Below are 25968 nucleotides of genomic sequence, written 5' to 3' on the forward strand. Positions count from 1 at the left end.
TTAGCACTGGACTGCCCACGGCAGTTACTGGAGAATACGACGCCCCGGCAGCATCTTGCGCAAGAACCCATTAAATGCCTCGGCGAGAAGATCGCGCCGGGCTGCCCAGAAATCCTCGGCTCGATCGACCCCCCATAGAGATCGATCTAGAGGAATGCACTGACTTTCAAGCGTCTCGCGCTTCAGCTTACCCAAATAGACGTCCGGCGACGCAGCGCCAATCGATCTATTCACCTCTCCTGTAATGAAGGCAATGTTTGCGACGGCGTCAGCTTTCGCCCGTTTCGATTCTTCAAATTGGGCTCGCGGTAAAATATGATGTCTATCCACGTTTGCCTGCAAGAGTATTTGAGAATTAGAGAATAGGTCGCTGAGTCCTTGGTGTCTGCACGCGATGTAGGCTGCAAATAATGCACCCTTGTCGTTCAATGCACCTTTGAAATCGTTAGCGACGGCCCCAAATGCTCCTGCGTCTCGCCGAACATTTGTTAACAATTTGCCAATCGGATCATCCGAGCGGCACGCCCGCAGATCCTGATCCAAAGCGGTCTCCGCGGATTTGCTGTAACGATGCAACAGAGCTGCCATCGCGAGCCACCCTGCTACACCCCTTGGATCACGATCTCGCGGACCACGAGAAGCACACAGTGCAATTACTGGGACGAGAAGCGCACCACTCCATAAAATGTCCATATTTACCAGACCGAACTCGTTTCGGATAAGGGCCATAGCCTCCTTCGTTGCTCTTTTGGTGTCGGACCAAGCCTTCGCGACCTCGGCGCGGCTAAGTTCGTGAAGTGGGGTACGACTCCTTCCATCCGGCAGAGCCACAAAGGCGCAGGCTCGAAACAAATGCATAACATTCAGACGAGAAAATCCCTACCCCTTGAGTTCGGTAACAAACGGGGCCACATCGTCAGCAATGAACCCTGTATGCTTCGCGGCAACGCGTGCACTCGCAATGTCTTCGGTCTTCAGTTTGACTCCTAATGTATTAATCCGCGTAAATGCCTCCACAGCTTGATCAAACGAAAAATCTCTCATGTGAACAGCTGGAATCTCGTATTGTAGTATTTTGCGCACGTTCTCGAATTTGGCTTCGCGCCTTTCGCCTTTCAATCCGTCGGGCAATGACTTTCTCAACTGTCGATATAGCTCATCGTCCAATATCTCACTTACAGAAACCCAGCTGCTGTCTTTCTTCGTTGCCGCATTGGCCAAGCGAAAGCTGTCTTCATCGGGATTGAAAACTACTTCGATACCCTCATCGCCGCTTAGTATTCTAGATAACGTGATTACTCTTTGCTGACCATCGATGAGCCAAGAGACGGATCGACCACGAACGGGACGAGGGTCACGACGGCGAGCCCGAACATCGGATTCGCTCGACCACAGTAACAATGCGGAAATTGGAAAGGATCTGTAAATTGAATCTAGCAGATACGGCGCTCTGCTCTTCTTCCAAACATACTCTCGCTGGAATTCGGGAATTACTAAGCGGCCACTTCGGTAGTCTTCAATAATGTCTCGGACTTTAAGCGTTTGAATATCAAGACTATGCGGCACGTTTCCCCCATCGAACTATTTTTGAGTACCTATGAATCTTATAGTAGACTTTAATAAAGACAATCCTTGATTGTGCCACATCCAACTAGTCACCATCGCTCTATTTTTTGGGTTTCCAAGCAGCCCCAGGAAAATGATCCATGCCCCCCATCCAACACTTCCCTCCCCCGCCCGGCGTCAAGGCCCCGCCGCTGTCCTTCGCCGCCCGCGTCGGCGACCTGCTGTTCATCTCCGGCATCCCCGGCTTTGACGAAAATCGCGCCCTTCCCGATACCTTCGAGGCCCAGTTCGCCAACGTCGTCATCAACATCAAGCGCGTGCTCCACGAGGCCGGCGCGACCGTCCATGATCTGGTCAAGGTCAACGTGCTGCTGACGCGCGCCTCCGACGTCGCCGGGATGAATGCGCTGTATGCCGGCGCGTTCGGACCCGCACCCTATCCGGCCCGCACCACCTGCGTGGTGCAGGCGCTGCCCGATCCGAAGATGCTGATCGAGATCGAGGGCGTGGCGTCGCTGAAGGCGTAGGAAAGCCGTCGTTGCCGGACATAGCCGCCCGAAGGACGGCGTCGCTTCCGCTCGCCTATGCCCGGCAATCCATCGCGCGAAGCGCATCTTCGTGTTTGATGGATGCGCGGGTCAAGCCCGCGCATGACGAGTTGAGTGCGGGCGAGAAAAATGGTGAGTTTCGCTGAGTTTATCATCGGGCGCGCATTCGCGCGACCCGTTGGCTCTACCCACCCTACGAATCCGCCGACTGCCTCACTTCTCGAACATCGTCTCGAATAATTCCTTCGCGCGTTCCAGCCCCTCTGGCGTGAAGACCACCGATTTCACTTTGCCCACGGGATCGTGGATCATGCCCTTGTCGTGCAGGCGGCCGAGCACGCCCCAATCAAATCCCTTCCAGGCCCTGTAGCCGTCGTGCAGGGTCAAATAGAGCAACGCCAGCGCCGCGTCGTCGATCTTGTCGGTGTTGAGGGACATCGCGAACCTCATGCCGTTAGTCTGCCTCATGCCATCCTATTCAGGATCGCGCGATGCGCAATCGGTTCGAGCAAGCCCGAGTCAGTAGGGTGGGCAAAGGCGCGCTTGCGCCGTGCCCACCATGTTTTCCTCCGCTTGCAATGGTGGGCACGCGGAGCCTGTCATCGGGCGCGCATTCGCGCGACCCGTTGGCTTTTCCCACCCTACGAAGCTGCTTCGCTTCACGCGCAAGGAAAAAATGGAGCTGTGGCTGCGACAAATCAACACGACGGGCAAATCACCCAAAACCTGTCTAGCCCTTCCGCAAAAAATATTTCGCTTTCGCCGTCGGGCAAATCAGTGGTTTGACTCCGCGCGTCTCATCCGAATGAGGGGCGGGTCGCGATCGTCACGAACGTTGCGGTGAGATGCGGTGGACGCGAAGGCCACGACTGACGAGCGTGGCCGATGCGGACGGCGAAGTCGTGTGGTCCTGGCGCCCCGATGCTGGCGTCAAGTTCTTGGGAAGCGAGATTCTCAGGGATGACGGTGGCAAACAAGCCGGTCACCGGGGAGAGCGCGAAGTAAGCCGTAAAACCATTGCGCGGGGAAGGCCGGAGTGTTTCCGCTGAACCTGTATGCTCGTGTGCGTTTTCTTTTGTGCATGTTGCACACGAGACCGCGGGTGCAGCGCGCACCCGGTCTTCCCTGCGCCCTCTGCGCTTTACGAGGGTGGAACGTGACGCAAAGCTCGGGCGGATCGCGCCGCGAGAAGGCGGGCGCGTATCCTCATCGCTGTTTGACACGTGAATCGGTAGTCTCACCCCGTCATTGCGAGGAGCGACAGCGACGAAGCAATCCATCTATCCCCACGTTGAGGCATGGATTGCTTCGCGGAGCCTGTCATCGGGCGCGCGTTCGCGCGACCCGGTGGCTCGCAATGACGCGGAGAGAGGGGCGCCCTCAAATCCATCTTCAGGACACCGCCCACCCCCGCCTACTTCATCGTGATCGCGAGGCCGCTCAGATCCGCGTTGGCCATCAGGCCGACCTGCTGGCCGGTCAGTTCCAGCACCGCGCCCTTCTGGTTGGTCAGCACGATCGCGCGCGCGCCGCGGCCGACCGCAAGGCCCGCGCCCGCCGCGCCGTAGACACCGGCGACATCCGACGGCCTGACGATGTTGCTGACCCGGCCGCGCAGCACGGTCCTGGAGCCGCCGAACACCAGGCCGTAGTCCAGGCCGCCGGCGGACAGCCCGTAGCTCCGGCCATGGAAGTTCAGCACGCCGCCGCCGCCGGAGCCGCCGATGATCCATCCGGCCTTGTAGATCGTCAGCGACACGAAGCCGTCGTCGGCGTCGGCGGCGGAGGACAGGCCGGCGAAAGCCGTCAGCGCGACCAGCGCGGCACCAATGGCGGATGATATCTTCATGGCTCAGGTCTCCCGGGATTGTTGTGCGCATGGATCGCGAATCAGATTCGGCTGCGCGTAGCCCGAGTCTAGCAAGCGCGGCCGGCATGAGCCAATGGGCCGATGCGAAGCGCGCCCCGTTGATTCCGCAGCGCGGGCTGCGGATTGCCCGGCCCATGATCCCGCTACGCGCGCTTTGCCCGCTCCGCCGGCCGGATCAGCAAAGCTGCCGGGCGGTTCGGCGGCATGTGAACGCGATCGTGCACAAGCGCCGCTTTCATGGGGGTGGCAAGCGGCGTGGATCTGGATGCAGAGCAGGAGGGCAATCGGGTGTCGTGGGTCGTGCTACGCACCATCACGGCGCAAGCGATTCCGCCAGGCCTTTGGTGATCAGCGCGGGGGATCGGTTTCAACCCTGGATGGTCCAACAGCGATCGGGAGACTTGCGGTCGCCCTACAGCGGGTTTAGTCTAACTGCCCTCTCGGGTTGCAGCGGAGAACAATCGTGCCGCTTCGAGATTTCCTCACCCCAGACGAACCGCTCGGGCCAATCCGTCATGAACGCATTTTGCGTCGACGCGCTTATGATCAGCAAGACGAAGACCCGGTTAATCTGCTCATCTACCAGGCCGAACCCTTCGACCTGGCCCTGCACGATCTGCATCCAATAATTCTGGGCCGGAGGGGATCCGGCAAAACAGCGATCGTCGCAGCCATGCTCGCCGGTTCCGGCCGCAAACATTATTTCTATGGCCGCAATGACGCAATCAACGACAATCACGACATCTATGTATTCATTCAATCCTGGGATCACCTCGACGAGATCGTGAACCTCGTCGGAATCGATTGCTACCACTCCCTCGGTTCGCAGCCGATGTGGGATGATCTATTGCCGGAGACCGCAGCCCGTTTCTGGGCGCGTCATCTGTGGCAAGCAATATTCAACCAGATCTTTCGGGACGCGTCTTCGGAATCGAACTCGATAGACTACCGATCAAAGCTTCCACTGGTGTTTAAATTCATTGAAGGCCGCGACATCATAGACCCTCGCGAATCCATAACGAGCGAGACGTTGCAGAAGGCGTTTGAACTGACCCGAGACAGCGTACTGAAATATCTCAGCGCCACCAAACGACGCTGCTTCGTCATCATCGACTCTCTCGACCTGTATCCAATAACGTCTCCGCGCTTCTCCCGCATCCTTGCCGGGCTGCTCCGATGCATCACCAACTTCAGCGACTCATACGATCGGGTTAAAATCTATTGCTGCGTGCCCGAAGAGGTCGAACCGCATTTATTTACACATGTAGCCAACGAAACCCGCGATCTGTCTCCGGCTACGAGCTATTCGCGACTTCACTGGAAGCCGGTCGACCTCCTGAAAATAGTCGCGGAGCGGTTTCGCGAATTCCTGAAAATTCATCTGGCCGAGGATCAGACCTTCATTGCGGACATCTCCAAACTGAATTTTTCTCACCGCGATAACTTGATGACCTTCTATGGCGCCGTGATGCCGAAATACGTCACGAACAAGTATGGCCAAAAGGAAGATTCCGTTGCGTATCTGGTCCGTCATTCGCAATTATTGCCCAGAGAACTGATCCTGTTGTTCAGCCGGGCCATCAGCATTTCTCACCAGGAAACCGCGAGTTGGCGAACGATAACGTCGTCGGCAATCGTAAAGGCCGTCGACGAAAGCGAGTCGGCGCTGGCACGGCAAATTCTCAGACCTTATATGCCGGTCTATAAGGAGCTTATCATCGCCTGCGAACACGTTCTCTCGGAACTGCCGACGATATGCACCCTTAGCGAGCTGCATTCCGTTGGAAAACGAATGCGCAAGAGCGTTTCCATGGAAACCGACGATCCCTGGAGAACACTTTATGAAATAGGGGTTTTGGGATTTATCGATCCGGACGAGTCAAATCGAAACACGCAATACTACGAATATGGATTGTTTCACTTCAACTCGCACAACAAGATCAGGTTTGCCAATCACCTGAGGTATTGCGTCCATCCGCTCTTCAGCGGCACCTGGCATCTAAAGCGAGCTCCTGGAATGAAATTCATATACCCGTCCAAAATCGAGGAATCTTATTGGGATTAAAAAAATAGAGAGTCGTGAGATGACAAAGATCTCCACGGTATCGCTTATTTTACTGCTCGTTTTATACGTGATCCTGTCTTTCGGTTTGAGCTATTACTACGACGACCCACATTTGGCCAACAGGATGGGGGCAAGCCTTTCCGCGATCGGCGCCTTGATGATCATTCTTCAAGTACAGCGCGAAGTTCGTTTCGAAGCGTTCAACAAGGGGGACGAAGCTGCCGCCCAACGGGGGCAGTTTGCCTCTTCGGATCGATCGCTAATCGAGAATACCCGGATTCGGCGGGCGACAGAACGGCATCATCAAAGGATGCGAATTATTGTATTTATCGCAATCATGGTATTCGTCGGCGAAATCCTGCACGGATGGGCCGATTTTATATTCGTCAAAATAGTTGGTGGCGGTCATCAGCTGTAGGACGAACGGCAAACCGCACGGCGAGACAAATCAGCGCACCCTCGTTCGCCACATTTGCGTCCGCGCGCTGCGGCCCGGCGCGCTCCACGAAAATGTCGGACAAAAACCCCGCCGTCGCCCGGCAATTTTCCATCTCAGGCGCGATTTACACGCGATCTACCTGTAATTGAACGTCGGATATCGCGAATGATCGGATAATTGCACGTATCTCTTGATAAGATTCGCGATACGACAACGTTGTTGACGTGACAAGCCATGGCGTCGCGCGCTGTGAGGCAGTTCACTCGCTTTGAGATTGTGTTGTGCTAGCATCCCCTCCGATCATTTGCTCTGACAAAGGGAGGCGTGCATGAGCTGGCATTCATGGTTCAACGTATCCGGCGGCGCAGCGGCATTGAGATCGCCGGTTTCGGCGATCGCGCGCAATCCCAACCATCTCGACCTGTTCGTCACCGGCACCGACGGCCGCATCTATTCGACCTGGTGGGATGCGGCGAGCGGCTGGGCCAACTGGTTCAACGTCTCCGGCGGCGCCGCCGCGCTGGGCTCGCCGATCACCGTGGTCGCGCGCAATCCCAATCACCTCGACCTGTTCGTCACCGGCACCGACGGCCGCATCTACTCCACGTGGTGGGATGCGAGCAGCGGCTGGGCCAACTGGTTCAACGTCTCCGGCGGCGCCGCAGCCCTGGGTTCGAAGATCACCGCGGTGGCGCGCAACCCGAACCATCTCGATCTGTTCGTCACCGGCACCGATGGCCGCATCTACTCCACCTGGTGGGATGCCAGCAGCGGCTGGGCCAACTGGTTCAACGTCTCCGGCGGTGCCGCAGCGCTCGGCTCGCCGATCACGGCAATTGCGCGCAATCCCAATCACCTCGATCTGTTCGTCACCGGCACCGACGGCCGGATCTATTCGACCTGGTGGGATGCGGCGAGCGGCTGGGCCAACTGGTTCAACGTCTCCGGCGGCGCCGCGGCGCTGCGCTCGCCGATCACGGCGGTCGCTCGCAATCCCAACCATCTCGATCTGTTCGTCACCGGCACCGATGGCCGCATCTATTCCACCTGGTGGGACCAGAGCGTCGGCTGGGTCAACTGGTTCAACGTCTCCGGCGGCGCTGCGGCGCTCGGTTCGGAGATCACCGCGATCGCCCGCAATCCCAATCATCTCGACCTGTTCGTCACCGGCACCGACAGCCGCATCTATTCGACCTGGTGGGACCAGAGCAGCGGCTGGGCCAACTGGTTCAACGTCTCCGGCGGTGCTGCGGCGCTGACCTCGCCGATCACCCCGATCGCGCGCAATCCCGACCATCTCGATCTGTTCGTCACCGGCACCGACGGCCGCATCTATTCGACCTGGTGGGATCAGTCCGAGGCGGTTCGCGTTCACGTCAAGGTGCTGAGCGAACCCACCACGATCTCGCGCGCGCAGATGATGCAGTCGATGCGCGACGTCTATGCCGGCGTCGGCATCGACGTCGTGATCGCCAGCGAGGAAACGCTGAACCTGCCGCTGCTCAACGACCTCGACGTCGGCACCTGCGTGGTGGGGTCGACCACGGCAGAGCAGAACGACCTGTTCGGCCACCGCAACAATGCCGGCGCCAACGACATCTGCGTCTACTTCCTCCGCTCCACGGTGCCGCCGCTGAACGGGTGCGCAGCCCATCCGGACGGCAGGCCGGCCGCGGTGATCACCTCGGTGGCCTCGCCCTGGACCATGGGTCACGAATGCGGCCATGTGCTCGGCCTCGTCCACGTCAACGATAACGATCGGCTGATGACCGGAAACGGCACCTGGAACATCACCAACCCGCCGCCCGATCTGATCCAGTCCGAGATCAACACCATGATCGCAAGCCCGCTGACCTCATAGGAGGCGTCAATGGCCACTTTGGATGAAGTCCGCAAAGAGATCGACAAGGACGAGCTGGATTATCCGGAACTGGCGCTGGCGCTCGGCCCGGGCGCCCTGCCGCAGCTGCAGGCGCTGGTCGCCGAGGACGAACCGCGGATCGCCTCGAAGGCCGCCTATCTGGCCGGCCTGATCTCGGAGGGCAATGCGCACGACATCGTCGCGATGGCGGCGCGCAGCCGTCACGACGTCGTGCGGGTGGCGGCGGCCGCAGCCGCGGTCAAGCTTCCGACCCAGCATGCGGTGAGCGTCACCTCGCAATTGCTGAATGACTCGGAGGCCGGCGTTCGGATCAGGGCAATGAAATCGGCCGCTGCTATCGACGAGCCGGCGCTTGCGGCGCGGATGAAGACCATGTCCGAACAGGACAAGGATCCCCACGTGCGAAGCTACGCCACGGGCGCTTATCAGAAGATGCGGCAACAGTAAGCGCGTAGTCTCCCCGCGAAGACTTCGATCAAACGCTGGATCGGGGCCGATGAGATCAGTCTCATCGGCCTATTTTTCTCGTCCAGTTGTGCGATGGTGTGGGCGCTGTTCCCACTCCACGAATCGGCATCCCGAATGCTCACACTCTACTCCTACCCCACGCTGTTCGGCGTCGCCGACAATAACGGCTACGGCCTGAAGGTATTCGCCTTCCTGCGGCTTGCCGGCGTGCCGTTCCGGCACGAGCACATCTTCGACGCGTCGAAGGCGCCGCGCGGCCAGCTGCCCTATATCGTCGACGGCGACGATACGATCGGCGACAGCGAGACCATCCTTGGCTACGTGACCGCAAAATACCGGCCGCCGATCGATGCCGCACTCACGACCGCGCAGCGAACCACCAACCTCCTGATCACGCGCATGCTCGACGACCTCTATTGGGTGATGTCGTACTCGCGCTGGAAGGACAAGCGCTACTGGCACGCGTTCCGCGATGCGCTGCTGCGCGAACATCCCGGCCTCACCGAAGAAGGCCTCGCCAAGGCGCAGGCCGTCAATGCCCAGCGCTATTACTACCAGGGCATCGGCCGTTACGATCCCGATGCCGCGATGGCGCGCGGGCTCGCCGATCTCGGCGCGATTGCCGCGCTGATTCCGCCGCAGGGCTATGTCCATGGCGAGACGCCGACCAGCATCGACGCCGGCATCTACGGCTTCATCGCCAACATCTATTTCTACGACATCGATACCCCGCTCAAGCAATTCGTGACCGCGCACGGCAACATCGTGCGGCACTGCCGTGCGATTCATGAGGCGGTCAGCTAGCGCAAGCGGCGCAAGGCGCTAGGGGTCCTGGCGCGGCTTCATCAGCGCATCCCGCGCCGCGGACAGCTCGCGAAACTCCCGCTCGTTGCCGCCGCCATCCGGATGCATGGTCTTGGCCGCGCGCTTGTAGGCCTGATGGATCTCGGTTGCCGCCAGCCGGACGCCGAACGGCAATCCGAGCATCTGGCGGTAATGCTCTTCCGGCGTCAGCGTTTTTGGCGCCAAGCCGCGCTTGCCGAACCGCGGCGCGGTCAGCGTGTGCAGGACATCCCTGACGAGGCTGAGTCGCCGCCGCGCGACTTCCCTGGCGCGGTGATCCGCCGAGGTGAGCGACGCGTTGCGCAGGCTCGGCAGCGCCTGGGCTGCCGCCTGCCGCAGCGTCTCGTCCGCACTGCCTGCCGCGATCTCGGCGGCCAGTCGCGCCACTTCGCGATAGTCGGGCGTCGCGGCCGACCAGAACCGCTCGATGGCCGATTTCCATGCCTTGAGCTGCTGATCCATGACATCACCAAAATTGGCATCACCAAAAATGGCATCACCGAAAATGGATGATAGCAACGCGCCAGCATGGCTTGGCGTTTCAGTTTCCTCAGGTTTGAATTAGCTTGTCTGGAACGTTCAAAAAAACCAAAACAGAGGAAACTCCCATGCCCCTTCTCCAGAACCACATCGCGGTCGTCACCGGCGCGGGCTCCGGCATCGGGCGCGCGATCGCGAAAGGTTATGCCGGCGAGGGCGCGCGGGTCGTGCTGCTCGACATGAACGACAAGGCGGCGGCCGACGTGGTCAGCGAGATCCGCGACGCCGGCGGCAAGGCCGAGAGCTTCGCCCTCGATGTCACCAAACGCGACGACTGCGTCGCGATGGCCACGCAGGTCGCCGACAAGGTCGGAAAAGTCTCGATTCTGGTCAACAATGCCGGGATCGCCCGCCGCAACGGCATGCTCGGCGCGGCCGAGGCCGTGATCAACGACTGGGAAGACATCATCGCCATCAACCTGACCGGCGTCTTCAATGTCACGCATGCGTTTCTCGAGCCGTTGCGCGCCGCCAAGGGACGCATCGTCAATATCGGCTCGATCCAGTCGTTCGTGCATCTGCGCACGCCAAGTTCCCCGGCCTATACCGCCTCGAAGCACGGCGTGCTCGGCTTCACCAAGGCGCTCGCCGCCGAACTCGGCAAGGACGGCGTGCGCGTCAACGCGATCGGCCCCGGTTTCATCGAAACGCCGCTGAACGAGAAAATGCGCGCCGCCAATCCGGCGCTGGTGCAGGTCTTCATGGACCACACCCCGCTCGGCCGCCCCGGCAAGCCGGAGGACATCGTTGGTCCCGCGATCTTCCTCGCCTCGGATCTCTCCGCCTATGTCAGCGGCACGATCGTGATGGTGGATGGCGGCTACCGGACGATCTGAGGTTGCGTGGCGAGCGGCAATCGTGGCGAATTCTGGGTATTCCTCGGGCCTTATGGGCCCCTCAGCCCTGCGTTAAGAACTTGTTAACCGACTCCGCCCACGGTCGCACTTGCTTGGGGTAGTTGGTTCCGATGTTTCCGCTTAAGCGCAGAAGCGGGCGTTGATCGGGAGGTGTTAATGTCACATGCGTCCACGCTGGTCGCGCCGGAAACTCCGGCGCCTTCGCTGGCCCTCAATGAGGTCGTCCCAATGCTGATCGGCTCGACCGTCGAAGAGATTGAGCGCGAACTCGTGCTGCAAACGCTGGCGCGTTGCGACGGAAACCGGACGCGCGCCGCGCGCGTGCTCGGGTTTTCGGTGCGCACGCTCCGCAACAAGATCAGACTGTATTCGGCCGACGGAATCGACGTGCCCGCCCATTGTGATTAGGGTGGCGCCAGCCGGGCGGGAAGTCCCGGATGGGGCGAATCCCCAGGGGCAGTCGCATGTCTAACGCGCCGCATTACGAGATCGACGTCCAGAAGTTCTGGGCCGATCCCTATCCGGATCTGGCCAGGATGCGGAAACAGGCGCCGATCGCGTTCGTGCCGCAGCTCGGTTCCACCGTCTTCACGCGGCGCGACGATATCTTCAGCCAGGAGAAGCGCATCGACGTGTTCTCCTCGCATCAGCCGGCGGGCCTGATGAATGTGCTGATGGGCCACAACATGATGCGCAAGGACGGCGACGCGCATATGTCGGAACGGGCGGCGATGTTTCCCGCAGTGTCGCCGCGCACCGTGCGCGATACCTGGATCCGGCAGTTCAAAGCCCACGCCGACCGTATCCTCGACGAACTGGCGCCGGCCGGAAGCGCCGATCTCTGCAAGGCGTTCGCGCTGCCGCTGTCGGCCGAATGCCTCAAGGACGTCACCGGGCTGACCAACATGCGCTTTGAGGACATGGACGCATGGTCGCAGGCGATGATCGACGGCATCGCCAATTACACCGGCGACAGCCAGGTCGAGGCGCGCTGCCATGCTGCCACCGCCGGAATCGATGCGGCGATCGACGACATGATTCCGGTGGTGACGAAGCACCCGAACACCTCGATCCTCAGCGTGCTCCTGGCCGCGGGCCAGCCGATGCAAAGCATTCGCGCCAACATCAAGCTCGCGATTTCGGGCGGGCAGAACGAACCGCGCGACGCCATTTCCGGCACGGTCTGGGCACTGCTGACGCATCCGGACCAGCTCGCGCTGGCGCGCGAGGGCCGCGCGACATGGCTCGACGTGTTCGAGGAATATGCGCGCTGGATCGCGCCGATCGGGATGTCACCGCGCCGGGTCGCCAAGCCCTGGTCCTATGGCGGCGTCGATTTCGAACCTGAGGATCGCGTGTTCTTCATGTTCGGCTCGGCCAATCGCGACGAAGCCTGCTTTGGGGATCCCGACCGTTTCGATATCACGCGCGATACCGCCAAGAGCATCGCCTTCGGCGCCGGCCCGCATTACTGCGCCGGCGCCTTTGCCTCCCGCGCCATGGTCGCGGACGTCGCCCTGCCCGGCATTTTCGCGCGGCTGAAGGGCTTGCGGCTCGACCCCGGCGAGCCAGTGCGGATCGGCGGCTGGGCGTTTCGCGGGCTGCTGAATCTGCCGGTGAAATGGGACGTGGACTGTTGATCCCGTGCAAAAGCGCCTGCCGCGCAATTGATGCCGCCATCCAACGTCTGGTAAAAACGGCTTCAATTCGCGGAGCATGCCATTGGCCGACGACACATCACCCCGGCAGGGACGAGCGGGACCGCAAGGCCCGCGCGGCCGTGCGGGCGAACCGGGACGTCCGGGACCCCAGGGTCATCCTGGAAAACGCGGCCCTGATGGCGCGCGCGGCAAACCGGGGCCGCAGGGCAAGGCGGGTCCACAGGGCAGGCCCGGCCCGCAAGGAAAACCCGGCCCGCAAGGCGCACGAGGCGAAGCCGGCCCGCAGGGCAAGCCCGGGCCGCAAGGCCCGGCCGGCCCGCGCGGCGAGGCCGGTCCGCCCGGCCAATTGCCGTCGATCGAACAAATCATGCCGTGGCTGCACCTGGTGTTCGATGCCTGGGAAGATCACCGGCGCATGCGCGAGCTTGAGGCCGCCGAACGTGAAGCCGCCGTACGCGAGGCGCTGGCGGCGGCCGAGCCTATCGACGACGCCTCCGGGGATTCGGAAGATGACGATGGCGATCGCAAGAAAAAGAAGAAGCACCGGCACAAGGACAAGAAGTAGACGCGCCTACGGATGCGGCGCGGCGTTGCGGACCTTGCTGACTTCCCGCCACGAACCTAACAGCGATGGGCGCGGCGCCATTGTGCCGGTTTAACGGGACCATCGTGCGGCGGCAACAGGCGGATCAATTGAAGTAACCAGCGCATGGCGTAGTACCACGCCGAGCCCGCGAGAGCGCCGCAGACGACCAGCATAACGATGTTGGCGCGATCGACCGGTTCGTTCACCCACAGCATCCAGCCGGTCCACATTACCGCGAAGACGAGCGAGCACAGTTTGAGCTGGGTTGTCCGGTTCATGGCGCTTCTCCGATGACTGCGACGAGATGCCATCATGCACGCCAGCGCCGAGCCGTACTGTGAGATACGTCACGTTGAGCGCAGAGAAATTCCGGAGCCTGGATATCATCGCGCCGTTGCGTTGCGTCGCGATGCCAGCATCAGTCCGGCAAGATGATCAGCAAGCCGGGATCGACCCGGCAGTCACCGTAAAGACGCGCGTCATCCGAATCTCGCCCGCGACCGCTCCCTCGCCTTCTCGGCCTCGACCTCGCGATCTCGCGCCGGCGCATTGGTCTGAAGCGACGCCAGCAAACGCCGGGCGGAATCGGAGACCTCGGAAACGGCACGGTTGAACGCTTCGGCATTGGCCTGGGACGGTGAATTGAACCCGGAAAGCTTGCGCACGAACTGCAGCGCCGAGGCATGGATTTCGGCCGGCGTCGCCGGCGGTTCGAAATTGAACAACGTCTTGATGTTGCGGCACATGGTATTCTCCTGAAGCCCGGGCGGCGGGCGGATCGCTTTCCCAAGGACGATCAGCCCATGCAAATTGCTACATCCTGGCCTATTCTGTCATAGAATAGGCCGTGCGTTCACCCCGGTTTCCAGTGCCAGGAAGCGAGTTCCCCGATGAGCCATGTCACCTACAAGATCGTCGAGCACGACGGCGGCTGGGCCTACACCGTTGATGGGGTGTTCTCAGAACCGTTCGCGACACACGCCGCGGCGCTGGCTGCCGCCCGACGCGTGGCCGCCGAGCAGCGCGTGCCCGGCCGCACCGAAGCGATCGAATACGAGACCGCGGACGGCAAATGGCACACCGAGACCGCCGCCGGCAACGACCGCCCGGAGACTAACGTCGAGGACAAGGCGTAATATTCCCCGCTCCGGTTGCGCCTTTCCAAATATTTTCCGCAGGTCCGCCAATGCTTCGTTCTCGGCTCTGTTTTCCCGACATGATAGGCTTTTCCCCAAGCGGCCCCGGCAAGGCGGCTGATCCTCTGGGAGATACGCCATGGAATGGCTGCGGGCGGCGCTGTGCGCCGTGTTTACCTTGACCTCGTTCGCCGCGGCTGCGGCGGATTATCCGGCGCCGAAGCAGGGCGACTGGATCGCCCGGGATTTCAAGTTCCACACCGGCGAGACCATGCCGGAGTTGCGGCTCCATTATACGACCGTGGGCGAACCCACCGGCCAGCCGGTACTGGTGCTGCACGGTTCGGGCGGAGATGCGTCGCGGATGCTGACGGCGGAATTCGCCGGCCAGTTGTTCGGGCCGGGCCGGCCGCTCGATGCGTCGAAATATTACATCATCATCCCGGACGGCATCGGCCACGGCAAATCGTCAAAGCCGTCCGACGGCATGAAGACGGCGTTTCCGAAGTACGATTATAACGACATGGTCGACGCGCATTACCGCCTGGTCACCGAGGGCCTCGGCGTCAAGCATTTGCGGCTCGTGATCGGCAATTCGATGGGCGGCATGCATACCTGGATCTGGGGCGTGCGCTATCCGCAGATGATGGATGCACTGGTGCCGATGGCGTCGCAGCCGACTGCGATGGCGGCCCGCAACTGGATGCTGCGGCGGATGATGCTCGAGACCATCCGCAACGATCCCGATTACAACTCAGGCAACTACACCGCGCAGCCGCGGATGATGAAATACGCCATCAACGCCTACGGCATTGCGACCGGCGGCGGCACCCTCGGCTATCAGACGCTGGCGCCGACGGCGGCCCAGGCCGACAAGATGGTCGACGAACGGCTGGCGACTGCCGTCACCGCGGATGCCAACGACTACATCTATCAGTGGGAAGCCTCGCACGACTACGATCCGTCCGCCGGGATGGAGAAGATCGCGGCCACGTTGCTGGCGATCAATGCCGCCGACGACGAACGCAATCCGCCGGAAACCGGCGTCACCGACGCGGCGATCAAGCGCATCAAGAACGGCAAGCTCTATCTGATCCCCGCCAGCACCGAGACGCGCGGCCATCTCACCACCGGCAACGCCAGATTCTACAGCCGGCAGCTGCAGGAATTGCTGGAGATCGCGCCACAGCGGACGATGTGAGCCGACGCGACCCAAGCTGAGCACACAATGTCGCAACATCGTTTCCGCCGCGTCGAGGCCGAGCCTGAAATCTTCCGTCCAGTGCCGGGCGGATGGGGCAGAGGCGGCAGCACCATTGTGCGGCTCGCCAGGGCCGATCCGGTGACGCTGCAAAGCGCGCTGACCATGGCGTGGCAGAACATCGCGCCCCAATCGCCCGCGAAGCCGCGCGCGAAGAGCAAGGCCTGATTTTCGCACCGCATCAATTTTTCATCGGCCGCGGCGCTCATTTTTTGAGCGTGCATCCGCATCCCGGCTCGGGCCTAATCGCATTCCGGATTCGTCGTCATGACGCGCAACGCGGCCCGACGACGCGGCAATGTGGAGGATCGAATGCGAAGACTGGCGCATATCGTTTTGCTTGCCTGTCTGTCCACGCTGGGAAACGCGGCGATCGCCTTCGACAATGGTCAATACGAGAACGTGCCGCCCGACATCCGCGCCTGGTTCAAGAGCGTGATGGCGCCGAACGGTGTGCCGTGTTGCGATATCTCCGGCGGCCATAAGACCGAATATGATTTCCGCGACGGCGCCTATTGGGTTCCGATCGAGGGCCAGTGGATGGCGGTGCCCGAGCGCGCCATCATCCGCGATCGCGGCAATCCGGTCGGCGAAGCCGTGGTGTGGTACGTGCACCACCGCGGCAGCATCATCATCAGCTGTTTCGTGCCGGCGGACGCAGTTTAGATGGCGTCGAGATGACGCCGTCGGCGCTTGCTGATACTCTGGCCGAAACCTGACCGGAGGCCCTCCTTGACCGACATTGCTCCTTGCGACCTTGCCTCGATCTATCCAAAACCCACCGAGCGCGTGATCGCGAAGGCGCGGCCGGAAATCGACGTCCATGCGAAAACCTTTATCGCGATGTCGCCGTTCTGCGTGCTTGCGACGTCGGGCTCCGACAGCAGCGTCGATGCTTCGCCGCGCGGCGGCAATCCCGGCTTTGTCCACGTCGCCGGGCCGAACGCGCTGCTGATGCCGGATCGTTCCGGCAACAACCGCATCGACAGTTTTCGCAACATCGTCGAGGGAAGCGGCTTCGTGCAGTTGATTTTCTTCGTGCCCGGGATCGACGAGACGCTGCGCGTCGGCGGCAAGGGCAAGGTATCGGCGGATCCAGACCTGCTGGCGTCGATGGTGGAGTTCGGCAAACCGCCGCGCGCGGTGTTGCGGATCGACGTGCACGAGGCCTATTTCCACTGCGGCAAGGCGCTGATGCGCTCAAAATTGTGGTCGGCGGATACGCGGGTCGAACGCACGATCATGCCCAGCATCAGCCAGGTGATCCATGACCAGACCCACCTCGGCGAGCCGGAAGAGCAGGCCGTGGTCGAGGCGCGTTACAAGACGCAGTTGTGAGAGCGCAATTCCCCGCGGCTCCAAAGCTGGTCGTCATCCCCCGCGAAAGCGGGGGATCCAGTACGCCGCGGCTTTTCGGCTCAATCACTGACGTCTCTGGAATACTGGATCGCCCGCTTTCGCGGGCGATGACAGCATTGGGCGTTGGATGAACTTCTAGTCTAGCTAGTGCTCGCTCTCGAGCCCGCCGACGTGCTTCTGGGTGTAGAGCTCGAGCCCGATGCGCTTGATCAGATCGAGCTGGGTTTCGAGGAAGTCGATGTGATCCTCCTCGTCCTTCATCAGGCTTTCGAACAGATCACGCGAGACGTAGTCCTTGACGCCATGGCAGTAGGTCGCGCCTTCCTGGTAGAGCGCGCGCGCGGCGATCTCCGAGTCCAGATCGCATTGGATGATTTCCTTGACGTTCTGGCCGATGCGCAGGGGATCGAGCACCTGCATGTTGGGGAAGCCGTCGAGAAACAGGATCCGGTCGGTGAACTTGTCGGCGTGCTCCATCTCCTCGATGGATTCCTTGCGCCAGACCTTGGCCATTTCTAACAGGCCCCAATTGTTCAGGAGCCGATAGTGCAGCCAATACTGGCTGATAGCGGTGAGCTCGCTGCGCAGGCCCTTGTTGAGATAATCGATGACTTTTGGGTCGCCCTGCATGGTGCACTCCGGGTTTTGAGGCCAAAACCAGCCTGAATTATTGTTTAGAACGCTTCTAAGTCAGTTCAGAGACAAGGGCAACCGGTCCCGGAGCAAAGCGTTGGGAACGGCGAAATCCGACAGATTCAGGGACTTTCAGTAGGCCGCGAGCGCGAAGTCGTGGGCGGATTCGTCGTTCGCAGCGGTATGCGGACAGCCGGAGCAGCAGGCCTTGGCACAGGGACCGAGCGCCTCGTCGATGATGGTCTTGATGGTACGCGCGCACCGGCCGCATTCCGCGCTGCAGCCGAGGCAACCATAAATCTGCTTCGCATTGCGCGGCAGCTCCCCGGCGGCGACCACGGCATTGCGGACATCGTGGTCGCTGAGGACGTTACAGGAACAAACAATCATAGAGACGGCAGGCCCATCGGTGATGCTCAACTCACAGATATTGAACGCCGGGACGGGATGCAAAAGGAAAAACCTCACTTTCAAGCAATTCCAAAGTGATGGCTAAAGCAGTTTGGAACGGGTCTAAAAACCCTTGCGCCGCAGGCATCAAACGCGGATCTGCCGATCCGACAGAGTAGCGTCAATCGCCTCCGCCACCACCGTCGCCGCCCCCACCGCCGCCATCGCCGCCTCCGCTATCCCCGCCGCCGGAGTCACCCGATGGGCCCGAATGGTCGGAAGTGGAATTGTCGGCGCCGAACCAATTGAGACCATGCCAGCCGCCACCGGAATCGTAGCTCACCCCGTCGGCCGAGCTGTCGCCAGCCGGGCTGCGTCGCGCGCTTCGGTTCTGCACCCGGTTCATCAGCAGAAAGCAAATCAGCGATGTGCCGCCGACCGCGATCACGAATGCCGTCATCCCGCCCATCTGGATCCTCTCGGCGGGTGACCGAAAAACCGCCGTTTTGCACCGCAAAAGCGCCTGACCACCACCAGCATTCGTCGCCAAATGAGGCACCGCCGTTCATTGATCATTCAAGAGAAATGTGGAACCTTCACTGCGACGGACCGCTTGTCCGCAGTTCTTTGCACCCACGAGAGAGGTGAGGCCATGAAGAAGACATTGGTGGCACTTGCTGCCGTCGCCACGCTGGCGATTTCGGCTGTGGCGGTCCCCGCCCCTGCCCAGGCGCAACGCGGCGTAGCTGCGGGCGTCGCTGCAGGCTTGATCGGCGGCGCCATCGTCGGCGGCGCGATCGCATCGCAGAACAACGGCTACTACTACGGCCCGGGCTATTATGGCGGCCCCGCCTATGTCGCCGGTCCCGGTTACTACGACTACGGCCCGGCCTGCGTCTGGCAGCGCCAGCGCTTCTGGGACGGCTATGGCTGGCGGGTTCGCAGCGTCAGGGTTTGCGACTGATCCCGTTCACCTTCATTAAATCGACGGCATCGTCCCGAGAAACCATTGGTTTTCCGGGACGTATGCCTGTTGCGGCCTGAAAAAACCGTTTTTCCCGCCCATCAGGCCATGACGTTTACTTTCGGTTGACTGTTGTGCGCTTTTTAGCGAGACGGCCAGTTCGAAACCAGCGTGCGAGTTACCTTAAACCCGGCGTCGGCTGAAGGCGCCATCTCCAGGAGAGCCCTAGACATGAAGAAGACATTTGCTGCCTTCGTCGCGGTCGCAACGATTGCTGGCTCGTCGCTCACCGCGACACCCGCCAGCGCGCAGCGCGGCGTGGCAGCCGGCGTGGTCGGCGGCCTGATCGGCGGCGCCATCATCGGTGGGGCGATCGCCTCCAGCCGCCCGGCCTATGGCGGCCCGGTGTATGTGGAAGAAGCTCCCCCGCCCTGCCGCATGGTTCGCGAGCGCTATTGGGATGGTTACGGCTGGCGTTTCCGCCACGTCGAGTACTGCAACTGATCTGACCGACCGGCGCGAAACCTGCGCGCCTTGATTTCAAGCCCGGCCGAGATTTCGGCCGGGCTTTTCTTTTTCTTTTGCGCTCGTCGCCTGGCTCAGCGCGCCGCACCGAGCGAACGCAGCACCGCGTCGCTCGGCCAGCAATCGACCTTCAGGCCCGCGGACTTCTGATACGCGCCCAGTGCGGCGCGAGTCTGCATGCCGGCCTTGCCGTCGAGCTTGTCCTTGTAGAGCCCGATCCGCGTCAGGTGACGCTGCATGGCTTCGACATCTTTGGTGCGCATCTGGGACGACGCCGACCACGCCGTCGCGAACGGCAGCGGGCTCGTCATGCGGTCGGCGAGATGGCCGACGAACAGCACATACAGATCGGAAAAATTATATTCCTTGATGACGAAGTAATTCTGCGTGGTCAGGAAGGCCGGGCCGTAGATGCCCTCGGGCTGCAGCAGCGAGGCTGGCTGCGCCTGTTCGGCCGCGCTCAACTTTTGTCCGCGCACCGGCACGAAGCCCGCGCGCAGCCATTCACCAAGCGGTTTCGTCACTTCGGGCACACCCATGGTGCAGTCGACATTGGCAGGCGCGCGCGCTTCATAGGCCCAGCGCACGCCCTTCTGCCATCCCTTGTTGACGAGCTGCTGAGCGGCGGAGGCGAGCGCGTCCGGCACCGAATGCCAGATGTCGACGCGGCCGTCGCCGTCGAGATCGACGCCATGCTTGTAGTATTCGGACGGAAGAAATTGCGTGAGGCCGGTGGCGCCGGCCCAGGACGAACGCATGTCCTTGCGTGTCACCGCCCCCTCGCCGAGGATTTTCAGCGCCAGGATGAATTCGGTGCGGTATTGATCCTTGCGGCGGCCGACATAGGCCTGCGTCGCCACCACCCGCAGCGTGTCGTCGGGCAGCGTGTAACGCCCAAAGTCGGTTTCACGGCCCCAGATCGCGAGCACGACGGACGCAGGCACGCCGAAACGGGATTCGATCTCGTTCAGCGCGGCGCGATGCTTCGCCATCAATCGCTGCCCCTCCGCCGCCAGTCGCGCGATGGAAGGTTCCCTGATGTAATCAGCCGGCACCTGCACGAACTCGGCCTGCGACGGCGCGCCGGTCGCGGGCCGTCCGGGCAGGATCAAGTCGGGCAATTTGTAGTCGGGCTCGAGCCCGCGGGTCTCGGCATCGAAGGTCGCACGCGACACGCCGGCCGCTTGCGCCTCCGGCCATAGCGAGGCGATGAACTGGGTGAAGGCAGCGTCGGCGGCGCAGGCAGGAGAATTGAGCGCCAGCGCCACAAGAAGGCCGAGAACGGGCGCAAGGCGGAGTTTCAATAGGTTGCTCACGCGTCGATCGGTGCAAGGCGCTGCTCAATACGAGCAATCCGGCAATCAATGCGGTCTAGCTGAGACGACATTCTCAGATATCCGCCCTCAAGCGCGCCGAGCGGCCGCTTGAGTTCGTGCATATCCTCACGCAGAGCGTCGACCGCTCCACGTATGTAAAGAAGATGCTCCAAGATTTGATCGTCGATATTGGCCATGCGCCAAAATACCATGGGCGCCGCTCGGCGTGAATAGTAACGCGCCGGGAGCCATCCAGGATCACCGCGTCAGCTTCTTGTACTTCACCCGATGCGGGATGATGCTGTCCTGTCCCAGCCGTCGCATCTTGTCTTTTTCGTAGTCCTGGAAATTACCCTCGAACCATTCGACATGGCTGTCGCCTTCGAAGGCCAGGATGTGGGTGGCGATGCGGTCGAGGAACCAGCGGTCATGGCTGATGATGACGGCGCAGCCGGCAAAATCCTCCAGCGCCTCTTCCAGCGCGCGCAGCGTATCGACGTCGAGGTCGTTGGTCGGTTCGTCGAGCAGCAGCACGTTGGCGCCGGATTTCAGCATTTTGGCCAGATGCACGCGGTTGCGCTCGCCGCCTGACAGGGAGCCCACCTTCTTCTGCTGGTCGGCGCCCTTGAAGTTGAACGACGAGCAATAGCCGCGCGAATTGACTTCCCGCTTGCCGAGCAGGATCAGCTCGTTGCCGCCGGAGATCTCCTCCCACACGTTCTTCTTGCCGTCGAGATCGTCGCGTGACTGGTCGACATAGCCAAGATGCACGGATTCACCGACGGTGATGGTGCCCTTGTCCGGGGTTTCCTGCTTGGTGATCATCCGGAACAGCGTGGTCTTGCCGGCGCCGTTGGGGCCGATCACGCCGACGATGCCGCCTGGCGGCAGCTTGAAGGTGAGATTGTCGATCAACTCGCGATCGCCAAAGCCCTTGCTGAGGCCTTCGAAGTCGACCACGTTCTGGCCGAGCCGCTCGGCCACGGGAATCGTGATCTGCGCGGTCTGGTTCTGCTTCTCGCTGGCCTGCTTCAGCAGGTCCTCGTAGCGCTGGTAGCGCGCCTTGGACTTCGCCTGGCGCGCCTTGGGCGAGGACGCGATCCACTCCTGCTCGCGCGCCAGCGTCTTCTGATGCGCGGCGTCCTCGCGGCCTTCCTGCTCGAGCCGCTTCTGCTTCTGCACCAGCCAGGACGAATAATTGCCCTCGTAGGGAATGCCCTTGCCGCGGTCGAGTTCGAGGATCCAGCCGGTGACATTGTCGAGGAAGTAGCGGTCATGGGTCACGATCAGGATCGCGCCGGGATAATTGCGCAAATGGCCTTCCAGCCACGACACCGACTCGGCGTCGAGATGGTTGGTCGGTTCGTCCAGCAGCAGCAGTTCCGGCTGGTCGAGCAGCAATTTGCAGAGCGCGACGCGGCGGCGCTCGCCGCCCGAAAGTTTCGTCACATCGGAATCGTCGGGCGGGCAGCGCAGCGCGTCCATCGCCTGATCGACCTTGCTGTCGAGATCCCAGAGGCCTGCGGCCTCGATCTCGTCCTGCAGCTTGGTCATCTCGTCGGCGGTCTCTTCCGAATAGTTCATCGCCAGTTCGTTGTAGCGATCGAGGATCGCCTTCTGCTTGGCGACGCCGAGCATGACGTTTTCGCGGACCGTCTTGGTGGCGTCGAGATGCGGTTCCTGTTCGAGGTAGCCGACCCGGGCGCCCTCGGCGACCCAGGCCTCGCCGTTATATTCCTTGTCGAGGCCGGCCATGATCCGCAGCAGCGTCGACTTGCCGGAGCCGTTGACGCCGAGCACGCCGATCTTGGCGTCGGGGTAGAACGAGAGATGAACGTTATCGAGCACCTTCCGGGTCGGATAGCTCTTGGTCAAACCCTGCATGAAATAGACGAACTGACGGGCCATCGAATCCCCTGGAAACCGTTGGATTTATCGGAAATTTGCTGCCGCTGATGTAGCGGCGCGGCCCCCAAAGGGCAACCGCGGGGGCGTGTTTTCCATCCGTTCACCACGGATGAATACGGGATGGACACCATGTGTGCGCCAAATCACGCTAATTGAAACTAACTTTTAATTAATGAGGCGAAAACTCGTTTTCACGACGTCCAACAGAACGTCCAAGGCGGCAAAAGCCGCGGTGAAAACAGAGGTCTCGCGTCATGGCTACGATCACTTCGGCATCCGTTTCGCACCCGGCGACCGGCCGCGATGGACTGGTCAGGCTGTTCGCCGAATTCCGCGCCTTCTGGCGCCAGTTCTTCGCCCGGGCGTTCAACCCCTATCGGCCGGAACTGCACTACATGCGCGGCCCCGGCCCCGCCTGGCGCGCCAAGCACAAGGCCCGTTCGAACTGAATTTCCGGGATATTTGAGGCAAGCCCTCCTCAAGTCCGCTTGCGCGTCCTTCGATTGCGCGCAACCATGGCGATCTTTCCCCGACGGCCTTATTCCGCCGTCACCCTCGCCAGAAACGGACCTCCCGATGACGCGGCTGCGCTGTGCAATTACTGACGACTATCTCAATCTGGCCCTGACGGTTGCGGACTGGTCGAAGATCTCCGACCGCGTCGATGTCACGGTGTTCAATCAGCCCTTTGCCAGCCCGGAAGCCGCGGCCGGCGCACTGAAGGATTTCGAGATCATCTGCGCGATGCGCGAGCGCACGCCGTTTCCGCGCACCCTGTTTGCGGCCCTGCCGAAGCTGAAGCTCTTGATCACCTCGGGCATGCGCAATGCCGCGATCGATTTCGAAGCCGCCAAGGACCACAAGGTGACGCTGTGCGGGACGCAATGGGGACGCGATCCCACCGCGCCGCTGGCGATGGGCCTGATCCTGGAACTGACCCGCAATATCGGCCGCGAGAGCGCGCGGATGCATGCCGGCGAACCCTTGCAAAAGTTCGTCGGTATGGAAATCGAGGGCCGGACGCTGGGCGTGATCGGCCTCGGCAAGCTCGGCAGCAAGGTCTCAAAACTCGCGCAGGCGTTCGGCATGAACGTGATCGCCTGGAGCCCGAACCTGACGGCCGAACGCTGCAAGGAAGTCGGCGTCGGCTACGCCAGCAAGGAGGAATTGTTTGCGACCGCCGACGTCATCACCGTGCATGTGGTGCTGGGGCCGCGCTCGCGCGGGTTGGTGGGAGCAGCCGATCTCGCGCGGATGAAGCCGACCGCCTACCTCGTCAACACCGCGCGGGGGCCGATCGTCGATGAGGGCGCGCTGCTCGAAGCCCTGACACAGAAGAAGATCGCGGGCGCGGCCGTCGACGTGTTCTCGGTCGAGCCGCTGCCGGTCGATCATCCCTTCCGCAAACTCGACAACCTCGTGCTGACGCCACATCTCGGCTACGTCACCGAGGACAGTTTCCGCAATCACTATAGCCAGATGGTCGAGGGCATCGACGCCTGGTTCATGGGCGAACCGCTGCAAAAGCTGGCCTGAGGGGCCGAAGTATTCACGACCGTCATTGCGAGCGAAGCGAAGCAATCCATCTCGCCCCGCAAAGAAAGAATGGATTGCTTCGTCGCTTCGCTCCTCGCAATGACGCGGAAATAGGGGCCTCAGCGCACCGTCACCGGTGCGGGCAGCGGCGGCACCACGGTCGGCTGCGTTCCCGGAAGGGGCTGGGCCAGCTGCGCGGACGCCGGACCCGGCGCCGCGGGTCCACCGGGCGGCGGCGCGGCTGACGCGGTGAGAGCTCCCGGCGGCGGGCCACCGGGCAGCACCACCACGCGGGTGCCGACCTTCACGCGCTCGAACAGATCAGAGACATCCTCGTTCAGCATGCCGATGCAGCCCGAGGAGACGAACTTGCCGATCGTCGAGGGCTGGTTGGTGCCGTGGATGCGGTAAACGGTCGAGCCGAGATACATCGCGCGGGCGCCCAGCGGATTGCCGGGGCCGCCGGCCATGAAGCGCGGCAGATAGGGCTGACGCTCGATCATCTCGGTCGGCGGATGCCAATCCGGCCACTCCGCCTTGCGGGTGATCTTCTGCACGCCGGTCCAGGTGAAGCCGTCGCGGCCGACGCGGACGCCGTAGCGGATCGCGCGGCCACCACCGAGGATGTAATAGAGGTAGGTGTTCGGGGTATCGACGACCAGCGTGCCCGCGGGCTCCTTGGTCGCGAACGCAACTTCCTGGCGGCGCAAATTGGGCGCGAGCTGCGCAGGACCCGTTTCGGGCTGTTCATCCGGCGGCAGCGCGGACAGCACCATCGGCTTGCCGTCGGCGCCAACAGGCGCTTGCTGCGGCTGAACCGTTCCGGTCACGCCAGCGCCAATAGCCTCCGGCGGACGCAAGCCGCGATCGTCGTTCGGATACATGACGCCCGCAGCCGGAACGCGGCCATCCGGACGGTCGGAATAGATCACCGGCGGCGGACCGGCAGGGCGGCCGTAACGCGGATCATCGGGCGAAAGAACGGGGCCCGTCGGCACCGGCGGAGCGCGATCGGAATAAACCGGGGCGCCCATCGGGCGGCCGTAACGCGGATCATCCGGCGAAAGAACAGGGCCCGTGGGCATCGGCGGAGCGCGATTGGAATAAACCGGGGCGCCCATCGGGCGGCCATAACGCGGGTCGTCCGGCGACAGCACCGGGCCGGGCGGCGGCAGCGCGGTCGAACTCTGCGCGTTCGGCACGTCGTCATCGTCCAGGGCATCGAAATCCGGCGCGCCGGGGCCGCGGCGTTCGTCCACGACATAGCCGCCGGGAGGATAGGGTCCCGGAGCCGTCGAATAAACCGAGCCGGGCGGTACCGGATAGCTCTGTTGCGCCTGGGCTAGCGAAGTTCCCGCCGCGCAAGCAGCCACGGCGGCACAAATCGTCAGAATGCGGTTGATCATCATCGTTTTTATATAGTCCCCAAGCCACACCGGACCGTTAACGGCAGATGGCCGAAGATAGCGGCGCATTCAAGACAAATCAGCGAAATTCGGCCCAAATCGGTCATTTTGTGATCGGCCGTGAGAGCTGCGGTAAAGATGCCTCACCCCCAGAAAAACACAGCTCTACCGTCCGATCGCGAGCGCCCGCCGCATATTTTGTAACGAAC

The 25968-nt window shown here is 61.9% G+C and carries 33 protein-coding genes; 19 read left to right on the forward strand and 14 right to left on the reverse strand.

The genetic code is table 11. The features are described from left to right. Nucleotides 1–24 precede the first annotated feature (24 nt). Both NL528_RS35385 and NL528_RS35390 read right to left on the reverse strand, forming a co-directional pair. The gene (locus tag NL528_RS35385; RefSeq protein ID WP_309179001.1) at nt 25–588 is read right to left on the reverse strand and encodes a hypothetical protein; all 564 of its coding nucleotides are present in this window, start codon (nt 586–588) and stop codon (nt 25–27) included. A 291-nt stretch (nt 589–879) separates the two neighbouring features. Further along, entirely contained in the window at nt 880–1566 is a 687-nt protein-coding gene (locus NL528_RS35390) for a DUF262 domain-containing protein (RefSeq protein ID WP_309179002.1), read from the reverse strand. Between the two features lie 140 nt (nt 1567–1706). Between NL528_RS35390 and NL528_RS35395 the strand changes: the two genes are divergently transcribed. Further along, the gene (locus tag NL528_RS35395) at nt 1707–2093 is read left to right on the forward strand and encodes a RidA family protein (RefSeq protein WP_309179003.1); all 387 of its coding nucleotides are present in this window, start codon (nt 1707–1709) and stop codon (nt 2091–2093) included. A gap of 234 nt (nt 2094–2327) precedes the next feature. Here the strand turns inward: NL528_RS35395 and NL528_RS35400 are convergent, their stop codons facing one another. Both NL528_RS35400 and NL528_RS35405 read right to left on the reverse strand, forming a co-directional pair. Beyond that, entirely contained in the window at nt 2328–2552 is a 225-nt protein-coding gene (locus NL528_RS35400; protein ID WP_309179004.1) for a DUF6429 family protein, read from the reverse strand. 976 nt (nt 2553–3528) lie between these two features. Next, complete coding sequence (locus NL528_RS35405) at nt 3529–3963, reverse strand: hypothetical protein (protein WP_309179005.1); 435 nt, start codon at nt 3961–3963, stop codon at nt 3529–3531. Nucleotides 3964–4447: 484 nt separating this feature from the next. On the opposite strand from NL528_RS35405, the gene NL528_RS35410 reads away from it, so the two are divergent. The 5 genes from NL528_RS35410 to NL528_RS35430 all read left to right on the forward strand — a co-directional run bounded on the left by NL528_RS35410 (nt 4448) and on the right by NL528_RS35430 (nt 9642). Continuing rightward, entirely contained in the window at nt 4448–6049 is a 1602-nt protein-coding gene (locus NL528_RS35410) for a P-loop ATPase, Sll1717 family (RefSeq protein ID WP_309179006.1), read from the forward strand. Nucleotides 6050–6068: 19 nt separating this feature from the next. After that, on the forward strand, nt 6069–6467 hold the full coding sequence (locus tag NL528_RS35415) for a hypothetical protein (protein ID WP_309179007.1): 399 nt from the start codon (nt 6069–6071) through the stop codon (nt 6465–6467). A 349-nt stretch (nt 6468–6816) separates the two neighbouring features. Further along, nucleotides 6817–8349 carry a hypothetical protein gene (locus NL528_RS35420; RefSeq protein WP_309179008.1) on the forward strand — a complete coding sequence of 511 codons (1533 nt, stop codon included), beginning with the start codon at nt 6817–6819 and terminating at the stop codon, nt 8347–8349. 9 nt (nt 8350–8358) lie between these two features. Beyond that, the gene (locus tag NL528_RS35425) at nt 8359–8817 is read left to right on the forward strand and encodes a HEAT repeat domain-containing protein (RefSeq protein WP_309179009.1); all 459 of its coding nucleotides are present in this window, start codon (nt 8359–8361) and stop codon (nt 8815–8817) included. 135 nt (nt 8818–8952) lie between these two features. Next, on the forward strand, nt 8953–9642 hold the full coding sequence (locus NL528_RS35430; RefSeq protein ID WP_309179010.1) for a glutathione S-transferase C-terminal domain-containing protein: 690 nt from the start codon (nt 8953–8955) through the stop codon (nt 9640–9642). Between the two features lie 18 nt (nt 9643–9660). On the opposite strand, the gene NL528_RS35435 is transcribed toward NL528_RS35430, so the two are convergent. Beyond that, a complete protein-coding gene (locus NL528_RS35435) occupies nt 9661–10143 on the reverse strand; it encodes a hypothetical protein (protein ID WP_309179011.1) in 483 nt (160 codons plus the stop codon). Between the two features lie 146 nt (nt 10144–10289). On the opposite strand from NL528_RS35435, the gene NL528_RS35440 reads away from it, so the two are divergent. The 4 genes from NL528_RS35440 (at nt 10290) to NL528_RS35455 (ending at nt 13304) form a co-directional block, all read left to right on the forward strand. After that, nucleotides 10290–11057 (forward strand): 3-oxoacyl-ACP reductase FabG, encoded by a 768-nt coding sequence (locus NL528_RS35440; RefSeq protein ID WP_309179013.1) that lies wholly within the window; start codon nt 10290–10292, stop codon nt 11055–11057. Between the two features lie 177 nt (nt 11058–11234). Continuing rightward, complete coding sequence (locus NL528_RS35445) at nt 11235–11486, forward strand: helix-turn-helix domain-containing protein (protein WP_309179014.1); 252 nt, start codon at nt 11235–11237, stop codon at nt 11484–11486. A gap of 56 nt (nt 11487–11542) precedes the next feature. Further along, nucleotides 11543–12718, forward strand: coding sequence for a cytochrome P450 (locus NL528_RS35450; RefSeq protein WP_309179015.1), 1176 nt, complete (start codon nt 11543–11545; stop codon nt 12716–12718). Between the two features lie 76 nt (nt 12719–12794). Beyond that, nucleotides 12795–13304 (forward strand): collagen-like protein, encoded by a 510-nt coding sequence (locus NL528_RS35455; RefSeq protein WP_375143925.1) that lies wholly within the window; start codon nt 12795–12797, stop codon nt 13302–13304. A 56-nt stretch (nt 13305–13360) separates the two neighbouring features. On the opposite strand, the gene NL528_RS35460 is transcribed toward NL528_RS35455, so the two are convergent. Together NL528_RS35460 and NL528_RS35465 are read right to left on the reverse strand one after the other, a co-directional pair. Continuing rightward, a complete protein-coding gene (locus NL528_RS35460; RefSeq protein ID WP_074273935.1) occupies nt 13361–13603 on the reverse strand; it encodes a hypothetical protein in 243 nt (80 codons plus the stop codon). Nucleotides 13604–13804: 201 nt separating this feature from the next. Next, nucleotides 13805–14071, reverse strand: coding sequence for a DUF2277 domain-containing protein (locus NL528_RS35465; protein WP_074278223.1), 267 nt, complete (start codon nt 14069–14071; stop codon nt 13805–13807). A gap of 144 nt (nt 14072–14215) precedes the next feature. Between NL528_RS35465 and NL528_RS35470 the strand changes: the two genes are divergently transcribed. From NL528_RS35470 to NL528_RS35490, 5 genes are all read left to right on the forward strand, one after another. Then, nucleotides 14216–14461 (forward strand): DUF2188 domain-containing protein, encoded by a 246-nt coding sequence (locus NL528_RS35470; protein ID WP_074273934.1) that lies wholly within the window; start codon nt 14216–14218, stop codon nt 14459–14461. A 139-nt stretch (nt 14462–14600) separates the two neighbouring features. Next, nucleotides 14601–15662 carry an alpha/beta fold hydrolase gene (locus tag NL528_RS35475; RefSeq protein WP_309179017.1) on the forward strand — a complete coding sequence of 354 codons (1062 nt, stop codon included), beginning with the start codon at nt 14601–14603 and terminating at the stop codon, nt 15660–15662. 27 nt (nt 15663–15689) lie between these two features. Continuing rightward, nucleotides 15690–15890 (forward strand): hypothetical protein, encoded by a 201-nt coding sequence (locus NL528_RS35480; RefSeq protein WP_309179018.1) that lies wholly within the window; start codon nt 15690–15692, stop codon nt 15888–15890. Nucleotides 15891–16034: 144 nt separating this feature from the next. Further along, nucleotides 16035–16388, forward strand: coding sequence for a hypothetical protein (locus tag NL528_RS35485; protein ID WP_309179019.1), 354 nt, complete (start codon nt 16035–16037; stop codon nt 16386–16388). A gap of 66 nt (nt 16389–16454) precedes the next feature. Next, a complete protein-coding gene (locus tag NL528_RS35490; protein ID WP_309179020.1) occupies nt 16455–17060 on the forward strand; it encodes a pyridoxamine 5'-phosphate oxidase family protein in 606 nt (201 codons plus the stop codon). Nucleotides 17061–17225: 165 nt separating this feature from the next. On the opposite strand, the gene bfr is transcribed toward NL528_RS35490, so the two are convergent. The 3 genes from bfr to NL528_RS35505 all read right to left on the reverse strand — a co-directional run bounded on the left by bfr (nt 17226) and on the right by NL528_RS35505 (nt 18573). Then, nucleotides 17226–17711: a bacterioferritin gene (bfr, locus tag NL528_RS35495; RefSeq protein ID WP_309179022.1), complete on the reverse strand. Its 486-nt coding sequence runs from the start codon at nt 17709–17711 to the stop codon at nt 17226–17228. A gap of 135 nt (nt 17712–17846) precedes the next feature. Beyond that, nucleotides 17847–18104 carry a (2Fe-2S)-binding protein gene (locus tag NL528_RS35500; protein ID WP_309185125.1) on the reverse strand — a complete coding sequence of 86 codons (258 nt, stop codon included), beginning with the start codon at nt 18102–18104 and terminating at the stop codon, nt 17847–17849. Nucleotides 18105–18285: 181 nt separating this feature from the next. Then, entirely contained in the window at nt 18286–18573 is a 288-nt protein-coding gene (locus NL528_RS35505) for a hypothetical protein (protein WP_309179023.1), read from the reverse strand. Nucleotides 18574–18756: 183 nt separating this feature from the next. Between NL528_RS35505 and NL528_RS35510 the strand changes: the two genes are divergently transcribed. Beyond that, the gene (locus tag NL528_RS35510) at nt 18757–19068 is read left to right on the forward strand and encodes a hypothetical protein (RefSeq protein ID WP_074273779.1); all 312 of its coding nucleotides are present in this window, start codon (nt 18757–18759) and stop codon (nt 19066–19068) included. A gap of 231 nt (nt 19069–19299) precedes the next feature. After that, complete coding sequence (locus tag NL528_RS35515) at nt 19300–19572, forward strand: hypothetical protein (RefSeq protein ID WP_309179024.1); 273 nt, start codon at nt 19300–19302, stop codon at nt 19570–19572. 95 nt (nt 19573–19667) lie between these two features. Here the strand turns inward: NL528_RS35515 and NL528_RS35520 are convergent, their stop codons facing one another. From NL528_RS35520 to ettA, 3 genes are all read right to left on the reverse strand, one after another. After that, a complete protein-coding gene (locus tag NL528_RS35520) occupies nt 19668–20861 on the reverse strand; it encodes a lytic murein transglycosylase (RefSeq protein ID WP_309185127.1) in 1194 nt (397 codons plus the stop codon). Nucleotides 20862–20905: 44 nt separating this feature from the next. After that, nucleotides 20906–21106 carry a hypothetical protein gene (locus tag NL528_RS35525; protein WP_309179025.1) on the reverse strand — a complete coding sequence of 67 codons (201 nt, stop codon included), beginning with the start codon at nt 21104–21106 and terminating at the stop codon, nt 20906–20908. A gap of 61 nt (nt 21107–21167) precedes the next feature. Beyond that, nucleotides 21168–22817: an energy-dependent translational throttle protein EttA gene (ettA, locus tag NL528_RS35530; protein ID WP_309179026.1), complete on the reverse strand. Its 1650-nt coding sequence runs from the start codon at nt 22815–22817 to the stop codon at nt 21168–21170. 254 nt (nt 22818–23071) lie between these two features. Here ettA and NL528_RS35535 point away from each other — a divergent pair, with 254 nt between their 5' ends. Together NL528_RS35535 and NL528_RS35540 are read left to right on the forward strand one after the other, a co-directional pair. Next, a complete protein-coding gene (locus NL528_RS35535) occupies nt 23072–23266 on the forward strand; it encodes a hypothetical protein (protein WP_309179027.1) in 195 nt (64 codons plus the stop codon). A gap of 127 nt (nt 23267–23393) precedes the next feature. Further along, nucleotides 23394–24353 carry a D-2-hydroxyacid dehydrogenase family protein gene (locus tag NL528_RS35540; protein ID WP_309179028.1) on the forward strand — a complete coding sequence of 320 codons (960 nt, stop codon included), beginning with the start codon at nt 23394–23396 and terminating at the stop codon, nt 24351–24353. 119 nt (nt 24354–24472) lie between these two features. Here NL528_RS35540 and NL528_RS35545 read toward each other — a convergent pair whose 3' ends face one another. After that, complete coding sequence (locus NL528_RS35545; RefSeq protein ID WP_309179029.1) at nt 24473–25762, reverse strand: L,D-transpeptidase family protein; 1290 nt, start codon at nt 25760–25762, stop codon at nt 24473–24475. Between the last annotated feature and the right edge of the window lie 206 nt (nt 25763–25968).

Source organism: Bradyrhizobium sp. Ash2021, assembly GCF_031202265.1.
In the GTDB taxonomy this organism is placed as follows: domain Bacteria; phylum Pseudomonadota; class Alphaproteobacteria; order Rhizobiales; family Xanthobacteraceae; genus Bradyrhizobium.